Below are 11,706 nucleotides of genomic sequence, written 5' to 3'. Positions count from 1 at the left end.
GCAGGATGTGTTCTGGCTCTTGGAGCAGGGCCACATCAGGCAGCATGGCCGAACCGCTGGAAGAATTTATCTAACAAAGGAAAATAGACATGAGTGCAATTGTTGACGTCATTGCCCGCGAGATCCTGGATTCTCGCGGCAATCCTACCGTTGAAGCCGATGTGCTGCTCGAATCCGGCGTGATGGGCCGTGCCGCTGTGCCGTCTGGCGCTTCCACCGGCTCGCGTGAAGCCATCGAACTGCGTGACGGTGACAAGAGCCGTTACCTGGGCAAGGGCGTGCTGAAGGCTGTTGAAAACATCAACACCGAAATCGCTGAAGCCATCATCGGTCTGGATGCTGAAGAACAAGCCTACATCGACAAGGTCATGATCGACCTGGACGGCACCGACAACAAGAGCCGCCTGGGCGCCAACGCCCTGTTGGCCGTGTCCATGGCCGTGGCCAAGGCTGCTGCTGAAGAAGCTGGCCTGCCCCTGTACCGTTACTTCGGTGGTTCGGGCCAAATGTGCCTGCCCGTGCCGATGATGAACGTGATCAACGGCGGTGCCCACGCTAACAACAGCCTGGACTTCCAAGAATGCATGATTCTGCCGGTTGGCGCCAAGACCTTCCGCGAAGCCGTGCGTTGTGGCGCTGAAATCTTCCACAACCTGAAGAAGATCGTCGACAAGAAGGGCTACCCCACCACCGTGGGTGACGAAGGCGGTTTCGCTCCGAACGTCTCTGGTGCTATCGAAGCGCTGGAACTGATCATGGAAGCTATCGCTGCTGCTGGCTACAAGGCTGGTGAAGAAGTTGTGCTGGGTCTGGACTGTGCCGCTTCTGAGTACTTCAAGAACGGCAAGTACGAAATGGAAGGCGAAAAGCTATCCCTGACCCCGGCTGAAAAGGTCGACTTCCTGGCCAAGCTGGTTGAAAAGTTCCCCATCATCTCCATCGAAGACGGCATGGCCGAACAAGATTGGGACGGCTGGAAGATCCTGACCGACCGCCTGGGCAAGAAGGTGCAATTGGTGGGTGACGACCTGTTCGTGACCAACACCAAGATCCTGAAGGAAGGCATCGACAAGGGCATCTGCAACTCGATCCTCATCAAGGTCAATCAAATCGGCACCCTGACCGAAACCTTCGCCGCCGTGGAAATGGCCAAGCGCGCGGGTTACACTGCCGTGATCTCCCACCGCTCCGGTGAAACCGAAGACAGCACCATCGCCGATATCGCCGTGGGCCTGTCCGCTGGTCAGATCAAGACCGGTTCGCTCTCCCGTTCCGACCGTATTGCCAAGTACAATCAACTGATCCGTATCGAAGAAGATCTCGGCGAAGTGGCTGTGTACCCGGGCCGCGACACCTTCTACAACCTGCGCAAGTAATTGCCGGTTGTAAGGGATTCGCAAAAAGCGCTCCTTCGGGGGCGCTTTTTTTGTGCGGCTGAAGTTGTGATCACCGTGTTGCAGGTGGGCTGCCCTTTGCCCAGATGCAGGTGGTGCTGGTCATCATTTTGATTTTTATGGCAATATCTGATCCATGCGTTGGCCTGCTTTGATTTTTTTCCTCTTGTTGTGTGCATTGCAATATCCGCTCTGGTTCGGCCATGGCGGTTGGCAGCATGTACGCAAGGCGGAGCATGAGCTTACTGTGCTCCAGGAAGCGAACGACAAGATTGCCTTGCGCAATGCTGAGATGGCGGCTGAGGTCAAAGACCTCAAATCAGGCTACGACGCGATTGAAGACAAGGCCCGTTTCGAGTTGGGGCTCGTTAAACCCGGCGAAGTATTTGTGCAGATACCGGAGCCGATCAGCGCGGATAAGACCCACTGAGAATTCACTGAGCCTTTTACCGGGCGTGTGACCCATACCCGGTCAGAGCTTGTGTGTTGCCTTGGCTCATTCCTTCAAGGCAGGGTCCCAGTGTTCGTCTGCCTTGCCATCCTTGATCCGCCACATATCAAACCACGTTGTGCTGTAGCTCTTGCTCGGGTCGGCCTCGTTCTTGACCACTTGCGGATAGACCACAACCACCAGATCGCCTTCAGCCAGTACCGCGACAATCGGCGTCGTGATCTTTGCCGGAATGGGGCTGGGCTTGACCTTGAGTACATCCACAAAGTAATGCACCACTCCGGCTCTCCCCGAAGCTGCATTTGGATTGTGCTGGATGTAACGCTCGCTCAGATACTTGTCGGCCAGATCCCAATGCCCCGCCTCCAGCAGATCACGCACAATGTGATAAACCACTTGTTTGTTGGCGGCGAGCTTCGGGTCCGGGCTGGTGAAGAGGGCCTCTGCGTCTTGTACGCCCACCACTGCCTCCTGTGCATGGGCGGGGGCAAGCAAGGGCATTGAGATTGCAAGTGCTAGTGCCATGAGCAGGCGGGCAAATTTACGAGACAGGTGGATTTTTGGGGAATGCATGTTTTCTCCTGATTTAATGGTCTCTGTATGAGGGTAGGTCTATGATAGAGACCACTTTTGCACTTGATAAGGAGGCAGTTTTTCGTGCCCAGGTTATCTGAAGGAAACCACCTTGCCGTGGCAAACCCGCTCCCCAAAGATGCTGCATCAGAGCTTGATCCCTCGCGCTGCCCGGTACGGGATGTGCTCGACCATATCGGCAACAAGTGGACGGCACTTATTTTGCTGACCCTGCAAGCCCAGGCACAGCGTTTCAGCGAATTGCATCGCGCCATTCCAGATATTTCCAAGCGCATGTTGACGCAATCCTTGCGTGAGCTGGAACGTGACGGACTCATCGAACGTCGGGTTTATCCGACCAAACCGCCCAGCGTGGAATATCGTCTCTCGTCGTTAGGGGAATCAATCATGGTGCCATTGCTGGGTTTGGTTGAGTGGGCAGAGCGTCATCATGCCGATATCCGCCAGGCCAGAGTGTATTTTGACGGAGCGCGTGATTCGGAACCTGCTTGATATGAAGGTACTGCACCGATAGTTTATGTATTTGACATCATTGGTGCAATGTTTTTACCGTGCTTCCACCAACAGCAATTGAGTTTCAGCCCCTTTTTGTGCTGGAATGGATAGCTTGAACGCAACATGACCGTGTCGGGAGGATAAATGCTGCGGGTTTCGGTGCTGACTTACAAAGGGATCTCCATCATCGAGTCTTTGGTGATGGAACTGGATGGGCAGGCGGGGGCGATTGGGCGGGACGCTGCCAATCAGTTGGTGCTGCCGGACCCGGACCGACACCTCTCACGCGTACAAGGCGTCATCCGCTATATGGGGGGCGAGTACCTGCTGTTTGACCAAGGCGGCAACCCGAGCACGGTGAATGGCCGCCCCCTCGGCAAAGGGCATAGTGCCCTGCTTGCAGATGGTGACATGATCGGCATGGCCGAATATCAGCTGCAGGTGAGCTTGCCACATCGTTCGCAGGTCGCAGCCATGAGCAAGCCGCATACAGCCACGCCACCTGTGTCTGACGTGGCACCCACACACGCGTTGCCAGCAAGCACGCTACCGACGCCGGTGGCCGTGGTATTGCCCCAGATTGCCGTACCCCCGACGCCTGAAGTCAGGCTGCCACAGCCGACCCCAGCTGCGTTGGATGAGTTGGAACTGGAATTCGAATTCACGCCATTGGAAAATGCGGAGTTAATGCCATTGGCAAGTGAGCGCGCAGCATCCTTGTCGGCGCTGGTCGCTGGGCAGCCTGCGGAGAGAGCCCCTGTAAATCAGGCTCCAGCCTCCGATATCAATACCCAAGTCTTGCTGGAAGCCTTCCTGAAAGGTTTGAATGTGCCGGGCTTGAACGTGGCGGGAGGGATGACTCCAGCATTGATGGAGCAGATTGGCGTAAGCTTTGGTGAGGCAGTGCGTGGTACGGTGCAGTTGTTGATGACGCGTGCGGCCATGAAACGTAATGTGCACGCGGTGGCTACCGTAGTTGTCAGCCGCAACAACAATCCGCTCAAACTGTGCCCGGATGCCAATTTTGCGCTCAGCCAGATGTTTGCACCCCAGGCCCCAGAACGTTTCATGGGGCCGGTTGAATCGATGCAGGATGCGTATGATGATATCAAGGCCCATCAATTGGGTGTGGTTGCCGGCATGCATGCAGCACTCGATGGCTTGCTCGCCCGTTTCCAGCCACAGGCGCTGGAAAACAATTTGAGCGCAAAGAGTCTCTTTGACAGTGTGATGCCCGCCAACCGGAAGGCCAAGCTGTGGGACGCCTATGAGCAGCATTTTGAACAGATTTCCAGCGAAGCAGAAGAAGACTTTCACGCCCTGTTTGGTGAGGAATTTCTGCGCGCCTATGAAGAGCAGGTAGAGCGGCTGGCCGAAGAGGCACAGGCGCGGAGAAAACCGTCGTAATCCCTCTTGGAGAAGCCCCATGCAGCAGTACGTTGTTGATGCCTTTACCTCAAAACTCTTTGCAGGAAACCCCGCTGCTGTATGCCCATTGGATGCATGGCTGGATGATGCCTTGCTGCAAGCCATCGCCATGGAAAACAATCTGTCGGAAACTGCTTTCTTTGTTCCCGAGGGGGAATGCTTCCACCTACGCTGGTTCACCCCGGCGGCAGAGGTCAAGCTCTGCGGCCATGCCACACTTGCCAGCGCGCATGTTCTTTTTACGCATATGGGATACGAAGGAAAACAGATCACGTTCCATACCCTCAGCGGTGCTCTATGCGTTGAGCGTACTGCAAAAGCCACCTACCGACTGACGCTGCCTGCGCACCATGCCCGGCCCAGCGCAGCCATCCCGGCAGAACTGGTGGCGGCATTGGGGGTGCAGCCATTGGCCTTGCTTGAGACGGATGTCTATCTTGCGGTGCTGGCTGACGAAGCCACTGTGCGCCACCTGAGCCCGGATATTTCGCGTATCGCCCAACTGCCGTGTCGAGCCGTGATTGTTACGGCAGCGGGCGACAAGGTTGATTTCGTCAGCCGTTTCTTTGCACCGAAAATGGGTGTGCCAGAAGACCCTGTGACGGGTTCTGCCCATTGCGTGCTCACACCCTATTGGGGTCAGCGTCTCGGCAAGCAAAGCCTGTTGGCCCGGCAACTTTCAGCGCGGGGAGGTGAGCTGCGCTGCGAATGGAATGACACATCGGTGTGTCTGGAAGGGCAGGCTGTCACCTTTATGGCCGGTCAGCTCATGCTCTAGCGGCTTTACCCGCTGGCGATGCCGGAGCTGGAAGGCGATGCTGGCTTGCAGAGCCGGTGGGCATGCAAGCCAGCGTGGGTAGAAAGCCTTAAACCTTGTACTGACCGATGGCCTTTTTCATCTTGCTAACGTTTTGCTCCAGCGTGTGTGCCGTCTCGCCCGTTTGATGCGCCACAACCAGGTTTTCGTCGGTCTGGCTGGAAATATTCTCCAGGTTGCGAGACATATCCTGCATCGCCAGCGTTTGTTCACTCGCGGAGTGGGAAACGTCCGAGACGTGGCTGAGCGTTTCATCCATCTGCGAATTGATGGCCAGTAGCGCCGCTTGTGCGTCATGCACCAGGGCGACACTCTGGCTGACCTGTGAGGCGCTCTGGCGCATGCTTTCCACTGCATTGCCCGTTTCGGCCTGGATACGGCCAATCATCGCGTCGATTTCACGTGTGGCCTGCGTGGTGCGCTCTGCGAGTTTGCGCACTTCATCGGCCACGACGGCAAAGCCTCGCCCCTGTTCGCCCGCACGGGCGGCTTCAATGGCAGCATTGAGTGCGAGCAGGTTGGTTTGATCGGCAATTTCTTTGATGACGGCCGCCACCTTGCCGACCTCTTCAGTTCGCTGGCCAAGCTGTTCCACTGTTTCGGCAGAGTGCGCCACCGTGTTGGACAGGGCACTGATGGTGTCGCAGGCTTTCTCCGACAATTCAGCTCCGTTGTTGGCCCTGTTGCCTACTTCCTGTGCGGCAGCATGGGTTTCATCAATGCGGTGGGCGACTTCCTCTATGGAGGCGCTCATTTCCTCTATGCCAGCGGCTGCTGAGGAGGTGTTGCGACTTTGCTGGACGGACGAATCCACCAGCGATCCCATATGTTGATTCAATATTGTGGTTGATTCGGCCACTTCGCGTGAGGCGTCGCTGATGATCTGTAGCGTGGCGCGCGTGGAGGCAATCAGGATATCCACTTTGCCTGCTACGCTGCCGATCAGGTCATGCCGATGGGGGGGTGAGTGTGGTGAGCAGATCCCCTTTGGTGAGCACACTTTCCATTCCGTCGCCAATGCTGCGCAGATCCTTGAATACGCTGGGCAGATAGGCAAGCATGAGGTACAGGGCGCCGAGCAGGCTGGCAATGCAGAATATTGCTGCACATGTACCCAATCCGGCATCGGGCCACAAAGCATGACTGGCCCCCAGTGCGCTTGCCAGGATGGAGAGCAGGGCAAGTGCCTGGACGCGGAACTGGAAGGAGAGCAGATATTCCACCAATGCGCCGTGGCGCTTGATGACACGGCCATTTTCGATGCGGATTGATGTATCCCCGGATAGGATACGGGAATAGGCGGCTGAGGCGGCGGCAATCTGTTCGGCACTGGGGCGTAAGCGCACAGACTGGTAGCCGGTGATCTGGCCGTTTTCACGCATAGGGGAGACATTGGCTTCCACCCAGTAGAAGCCACCGTCCTTACGCCGGTTCTTGACCACGCCCTTCCAGGGACGACCTGCCTTGAGGTTGTCCCACATATCCGCAAAAGCCTCGGGCGGCATATCGGGGTGACGGATCAGGTTGTGAGGCTGCCCCACCATTTCATCAGGTGCAAAACCGCTGATCTCAGCAAATGCAGCATTGGCTTCAGTAATCTGCCCTTTCAAATTAGTACGCGAGTAGATGAACACATTCGTGGGCAAAACCGTTTCCACTGCCGTGACGGGGAGGTTCTTGCGCATAAATATTCTTTCTGCCTTTATTTAAAATAGATTGGCGAATATTTGCCATTGCTTCCATCTTCCGCCCTAACGGGCAGTAAGTGCGCATGCTCCACCAAAAGTTGCAAAATAGTCTAAATAGGGAAATATTTGCTTTAATCTGGTGCAAAAAATTTGCACTACTTTGTGGCACATTTATGCCATTTAACTTGGCATGAATGCCTGGATCAGGAGGAACGAGTCTCCTGGGGTTCGGCTTTGCTTGGTGAGTGGGGCAGGAAAAACAGCTGTGAATTATGCTGTTTTCATCTGGTGAGATTTCGGTGATACCGCCATCGCAGAACTTGAGCCTGACGTGTATAACCAGACGGCAAACAGGCTTTTGTTAGGCTCACATGGATTCGCCACAAGCCTTTCAGGCGGCTTGTGGCCAATCAAGAAGGTGCTGTAGAGGCTGTACACTCTGTAGCGAGAGGCAGCGTGAAGCGCTGCGCATGAGCCCTGATCACAGCCTCCCAGTAAGATCATAAACAGGGTGCTTAAAGCTTGTAGGCACTGACAACCTGTTGCATGGACGCTGCAAGTTTGTCCAGTTCATGCGCGGCCGAGGCGCTCTCGCTGGCCGCCGCATTGCTTTCCTCTGCCATCTGGGCGATGCGCTCAACCTGCTGGGCAATGCTGGTGCTGGCCGCGCTTTGCTCGCGGATGGCACTGGTGATTTCGCTGACCATCTCGACCGCCTGTTCGCTGGTCTTGCCAATCTGGTCGATGGCGCGGTTGGCGTCTCCCGCCCGCATGACACCAGCGTTCACGCGTACAACGACTTGCTCCATGCTGGCCACTGCATCTTTGGCGCCACCGCGCACACCTTCGATCATTGAGGCGATTTCGTGGGTGGAGGTAGCGGTGCGTTCGGCCAGCTTACGGACTTCGTCTGCCACGACGGCAAAGCCACGCCCTTGTTCGCCTGCGCGGGCGGCCTCAATGGCTGCGTTCAGTGCCAGCAGGTTGGTTTGGTCGGCCACATCGCGGATAACCGCTACAACGGAGGAAATCTTGTCAGTTTCTACCTCCACCACGCGGATGCGCTCGCTGGTGTTATTGACCTGGGTGGCGATTTCATTGATGTCCTGTACGGTCTGGCCGATCACCCGTCCGCCATCCTTGGCCAGTTTGCCCGAGTCTTGCGAGAGCAGATTGGCTTCGCTGGCACGGTCTCCTACATGGCTGATGCTGACCGTCATCTGTTCGATGGCGGCGGCCATATCGGAAGCAGAAGCACTTTGCTGGCCCGAGGTTTCAGCGACTTGTTGAGCGGTCTCTGCCATGTGCTCTGAGGACTGTGCCACTTTGCCAGCGCTGTCGTAGATCTGCTTGAGGCTCGTCTGCATCGACTCGATCAGGCGGTTGAGCGTGCGGGCCATGTTGCCCAACTCATCGTGACCATGCACGGGGGCACGGACACGAAAATCACGTTCATGCTCGATCTGTGTGATGGCCACATGCATGGCATGCAATGACTTACGAATACTGCGCAACAGGAGCAGACCAGTGGCGACGATGAGCAGCAGGCCCACAACAATGACGGTCCAGGATGTAAAGCTTGCCCGCTTTTCCTTCTCAGCAGCGGAGAGGCTTCTTTCCTCTGCCATTTTGTCGAGGAACTTGATGTGCTCATCAATGGCGGAACTGAGTTTGGCAGAAGCAGGGATGACCACCGAAGTGATGATCTTGCGCGCTTCCTCGTTTTCATTGTTACGGGATTTCTCCAGGGCGGGCTCGAGGGTTGCCAGAAAAGCGTCGGTAGCTGCCTTGTCCGCCGCAAAGAGTTCCTGATCCTTGCCAGGGTCCGCTAGCTTTTCATAATTGGCAAGCTCGGTTTTGAGCACATCGGCACTTTTGTTCAGGGACTGCTCAATTTTCTTGAGGGCATCCTGATCGGTGTTCAGCGCATGGTTGAGGATGTGGACCCGCAGGCGCAGGGTTTGGGCTTGAACCCGGTAGAGTGTTTCAACGCTCGGCAGGGTGTCAGTTTGAACCTTGCTCAAGGCTTCAGACAGTGATGCAGAGGAAGCGAGGCCCGCCAGGCCAACAACCAAGGCGACCACAGCAGACATGCCGATCATGAGGATGATGCGTAGGGCAATGGTGAGCTTCATGACTTGCTGTTTCCTCTCAGTAAAACGATACAACGATGTGTGCCGTGGTGGCGCCTTTGCACGCAGGAAGCCATGAAGGATTTGTGAAACCTTTCAAGGCGCTTGCCATAGTATGCGGATTTCTTTTTGGGCTACGGGGGATGTGCTCAAACCCCCGTCAAAAAACTACCGGGACCAGCACTTTACAAGCTACTTCTCTATCGAGTGTCCCCGGCGTTTCTTGACTGTCTGATCGGGCATGCCCGTGAGTGATCAGTCTGCGCCGAATCTAATCAGGTTTCGGGCATACGCGGTAATAACAAATGTTAATCAGGTATCACCACGCTTGGTCTCTTGCGCAAATCTTCGGATTGCCCGGCTGGCAGAGGGCTCAGTCCAGGCTCAACGCCCAGCGCACGTGGTCGCGCAGCCGCTCTTCATTGTCGAACGACAGACCGAAATCTTCCTCGATTTTGCGCACATCAAATAGATAGGGCAGGGGGCTGTATTGGCGATTATCCAATTGAATCGGCACGCTTTCGCCAGCTTCTTCCATGGCCATTTCGACGATGCTGGCCCAGGATACCCACTCGCTGGATAGGGCGTAGTGGATGGAGAATTGTTCCGGGAACCCTAATAGCGACAGGTACACCTCTGCCACATCATGGGCGTGGATGAACTGGGTGCCATCGTGCTGGGTCAGGCGGATGGGGATTCCCCGTTTGACTGCCCGGCAGATATGGATAAAGCGTTGGTCAAATTCTGCGTCACATCCTTTGACGATGGGTTCGCCGAACACGTAGCCGGGGCGCACGATCTGCATGCGTGGGCCGCCGGAGAAGGCGTAGGCGCGGGCGTACATCTCGGTGGCTGCTTTGGTGGCCCCAAACAGATCCACCGGGCGATTCTGTCGCAATTCATCGTTGAGCACATCCACCTCGCCATTGGCCGTGGTGGAACTGGTGTAGATCACCTGGGCTACACCCGCGCTGCGGGCGGCTTCAAACAGGGCGACTGAAGTGGCTGTGTCTGCGGCCAGCATCTGTGGGCCGGTGGCGCCCCAGCCGTGGGAGACATGGATCAGTGCATCGCAACCGGCTAACTGTTTGGGCCAGCTCTCCGGGCGGGTCATATCCATGCTGATGCAGCTCACGCCAGCACGCTTGGCCAGAGCCGGTACTTTACGGGAACACGCGGCGAGCACTTCATGGCCTTCTTGCGCCAAGCGAACGGTAATGTAACTGCCGATCAGATCGGTTGCGCCAGTGACCAATATTTTCATGTAGAGCCAATTCAGTCCAGGGAAATGGGCGCCATTGTGTGCAGGGGCCGCGATTGCGTTATAGATTTATCTGACTATTCGGCATCCTTATTCTGACGGGCGGAAAACCATTTCATATAAATAGTTATTGTGAAGTAAGGTGGTTCGATCCATTTTTTGGGGTATCAGGTTAATATGTAGGATTGTGTTACCGGCCATCTCTTTACCAGGTTCTGTTCATGAAACCATCTCGATTCCGACTCGCCTCGCTCACGGTGCTGCTCTCTGTGCTCCTGGTGGGCTGCAACAACGCTGACAAATCCTCCACCGCTGCATCCTCTTCCGGGACAGATGCCGAGGTCGTTCGATTGGGTTTCTCTGCCCCGCTGACCGGGCCACAGGCACACTATGGCAAGGGCTACCAGAATGGGGTGCAGATGGCGATTGATGACGCCAACGCTGCCAAACCGGTAATTGGTGGCAAAGCGGTGCGTTTTGAATTGCTGGCCGAAGACGATATGGCTGACCCGCGCTCGGCCACCCAGGTCGCGCAGAAGATTGTGGACGCCAAGGTGGCCGGGATGATCGGGCACTTCAATTCCGGCACCTCGATTCCCGCCTCCAAGATCTACGCCTCGGCAGGCATCCCGCAGATTGCCATGGCCACGGCTCCGGGCTATACCCAGCAGGGGATCAAGAGTGCCTTCCGTTCCATGACCTCTGATACCCAACAAGGTTCGGTGATGGGCAGCTTTGTGGTCAAGACGCTCAAGGCGTCGAAGATCGCGATCATTGATGACCGCAGCGCCTATGGTCAGGGGCTGGCAGATGAGTTCGAAAAAGCTGCCAAGGCTGCCGGCGGGCAGATCATCAAGCGGGAGTACACCACAGACAAGGCCACGGATTTCACTTCGATTCTGACTTCCATCAAGTCAGTCAAACCGGATGTCATTTTCTACGGTGGCGCCGATGCGCAGTCGGGTTTGCTGGTGCAACAGAAGAACCGCTTGGGAATTTCCGTGCCCTTGGTCTCCGGCGAAATGACCCGCTCGGATACCTTCCTCAAGCTGGCCGGGCCGGATGCAGAGGGGACGATTGCCTCGTTGGCAGGTCTGCCGCTGGACAAAATGCCTGGCGGGGTGGATTTCGAGAACCGTTTCAAAGCCAAGTATGGCGAAATGGAAATCTATTCTCCCTATGGCTATGATGCTACGCGGGCCATGATTGCCGCCATGCTCAAGGCTGATTCGGTTGATGCGCAAAAATACCTGCCGGTGTTGCATGCCATTGATTATGCCGGTGTCACTACCCCGCATCTGGGGTATGACGAACAAGGCAATATCAAGGACGGCGGTATTACGGTCTACAAGGTCGTCAAAGGCAAATGGAGTGTGATGGAGACCATCGGCGGCAAGCAGTAATTCGGCCTGAAATCAGGAGTAAAAACGCCACCGTAAAGGTGGC

At 56.1% G+C, this 11,706-nt stretch carries 11 protein-coding genes; 6 read left to right on the top strand and 5 right to left on the bottom strand.

Features of this window, described 5'->3' with window-relative positions; all coding sequences use genetic code 11:
* Positions 1-89 precede the first annotated feature (89 nt).
* Both eno and ftsB read left to right on the top strand, forming a co-directional pair.
* Positions 90-1,376: a phosphopyruvate hydratase gene (eno, locus tag B145_RS0117830; RefSeq protein WP_018609154.1), complete on the top strand. Its 1,287-nt coding sequence runs from the start codon at positions 90-92 to the stop codon at positions 1,374-1,376.
* 154 nt (positions 1,377-1,530) lie between these two features.
* A complete protein-coding gene (ftsB, locus tag B145_RS0117825) occupies positions 1,531-1,824 on the top strand; it encodes a cell division protein FtsB (RefSeq protein WP_018609152.1) in 294 nt (97 codons plus the stop codon).
* Between the two features lie 66 nt (positions 1,825-1,890).
* Here ftsB and B145_RS0117820 read toward each other — a convergent pair whose 3' ends face one another.
* Complete coding sequence (locus tag B145_RS0117820; protein ID WP_018609150.1) at positions 1,891-2,418, bottom strand: nuclear transport factor 2 family protein; 528 nt, start codon at positions 2,416-2,418, stop codon at positions 1,891-1,893.
* A gap of 117 nt (positions 2,419-2,535) precedes the next feature.
* Between B145_RS0117820 and B145_RS0117815 the strand changes: the two genes are divergently transcribed.
* The 3 genes from B145_RS0117815 to B145_RS0117805 all read left to right on the top strand — a co-directional run bounded on the left by B145_RS0117815 (position 2,536) and on the right by B145_RS0117805 (position 5,140).
* Positions 2,536-2,931, top strand: coding sequence for a winged helix-turn-helix transcriptional regulator (locus tag B145_RS0117815; protein ID WP_018609148.1), 396 nt, complete (start codon positions 2,536-2,538; stop codon positions 2,929-2,931).
* Between the two features lie 147 nt (positions 2,932-3,078).
* Positions 3,079-4,341: a type VI secretion system-associated FHA domain protein TagH gene (tagH, locus tag B145_RS27685; RefSeq protein WP_018609147.1), complete on the top strand. Its 1,263-nt coding sequence runs from the start codon at positions 3,079-3,081 to the stop codon at positions 4,339-4,341.
* 19 nt (positions 4,342-4,360) lie between these two features.
* Complete coding sequence (locus tag B145_RS0117805) at positions 4,361-5,140, top strand: PhzF family phenazine biosynthesis protein (protein WP_018609145.1); 780 nt, start codon at positions 4,361-4,363, stop codon at positions 5,138-5,140.
* Between the two features lie 88 nt (positions 5,141-5,228).
* Here B145_RS0117805 and B145_RS27680 read toward each other — a convergent pair whose 3' ends face one another.
* The 4 genes from B145_RS27680 to B145_RS0117790 all read right to left on the bottom strand — a co-directional run bounded on the left by B145_RS27680 (position 5,229) and on the right by B145_RS0117790 (position 10,263).
* Positions 5,229-6,101 carry a methyl-accepting chemotaxis protein gene (locus B145_RS27680; protein ID WP_018609143.1) on the bottom strand — a complete coding sequence of 291 codons (873 nt, stop codon included), beginning with the start codon at positions 6,099-6,101 and terminating at the stop codon, positions 5,229-5,231.
* A 25-nt stretch (positions 6,102-6,126) separates the two neighbouring features.
* Positions 6,127-6,864 carry a PAS domain-containing protein gene (locus tag B145_RS27675; protein ID WP_018609141.1) on the bottom strand — a complete coding sequence of 246 codons (738 nt, stop codon included), beginning with the start codon at positions 6,862-6,864 and terminating at the stop codon, positions 6,127-6,129.
* 518 nt (positions 6,865-7,382) lie between these two features.
* Positions 7,383-9,002 carry a methyl-accepting chemotaxis protein gene (locus B145_RS0117795; protein ID WP_018609139.1) on the bottom strand — a complete coding sequence of 540 codons (1,620 nt, stop codon included), beginning with the start codon at positions 9,000-9,002 and terminating at the stop codon, positions 7,383-7,385.
* A gap of 370 nt (positions 9,003-9,372) precedes the next feature.
* A complete protein-coding gene (locus B145_RS0117790; RefSeq protein WP_018609137.1) occupies positions 9,373-10,263 on the bottom strand; it encodes an NAD-dependent epimerase/dehydratase family protein in 891 nt (296 codons plus the stop codon).
* A 218-nt stretch (positions 10,264-10,481) separates the two neighbouring features.
* On the opposite strand from B145_RS0117790, the gene B145_RS0117785 reads away from it, so the two are divergent.
* Positions 10,482-11,663 carry a branched-chain amino acid ABC transporter substrate-binding protein gene (locus tag B145_RS0117785; RefSeq protein WP_026259265.1) on the top strand — a complete coding sequence of 394 codons (1,182 nt, stop codon included), beginning with the start codon at positions 10,482-10,484 and terminating at the stop codon, positions 11,661-11,663.
* Positions 11,664-11,706 lie beyond the last annotated feature (43 nt).

The sequence above is a fragment of the Uliginosibacterium gangwonense DSM 18521 genome (assembly GCF_000373965.1).
Lineage (GTDB): Bacteria > Pseudomonadota > Gammaproteobacteria > Burkholderiales > Rhodocyclaceae > Uliginosibacterium > Uliginosibacterium gangwonense.
This window is presented reverse-complemented; position numbering and strand designations above follow the sequence as displayed.

Coding starts and splice junctions, on each gene's coding strand:
- eno (WP_018609154.1), top strand. CDS start 90: ATGAGTGCAATTGTTGACGTCATTGCCCGCGAGATCCTGGATTCTCGC.
- ftsB (WP_018609152.1), top strand. CDS start 1,531: ATGCGTTGGCCTGCTTTGATTTTTTTCCTCTTGTTGTGTGCATTGCAA.
- B145_RS27675 (WP_018609141.1), bottom strand. CDS start 6,864: ATGCGCAAGAACCTCCCCGTCACGGCAGTGGAAACGGTTTTGCCCACG.
- B145_RS0117795 (WP_018609139.1), bottom strand. CDS start 9,002: ATGAAGCTCACCATTGCCCTACGCATCATCCTCATGATCGGCATGTCT.
- B145_RS0117790 (WP_018609137.1), bottom strand. CDS start 10,263: ATGAAAATATTGGTCACTGGCGCAACCGATCTGATCGGCAGTTACATT.
- B145_RS0117820 (WP_018609150.1), bottom strand. CDS start 2,418: ATGCATTCCCCAAAAATCCACCTGTCTCGTAAATTTGCCCGCCTGCTC.
- tagH (WP_018609147.1), top strand. CDS start 3,079: ATGCTGCGGGTTTCGGTGCTGACTTACAAAGGGATCTCCATCATCGAG.
- B145_RS0117805 (WP_018609145.1), top strand. CDS start 4,361: ATGCAGCAGTACGTTGTTGATGCCTTTACCTCAAAACTCTTTGCAGGA.
- B145_RS0117785 (WP_026259265.1), top strand. CDS start 10,482: ATGAAACCATCTCGATTCCGACTCGCCTCGCTCACGGTGCTGCTCTCT.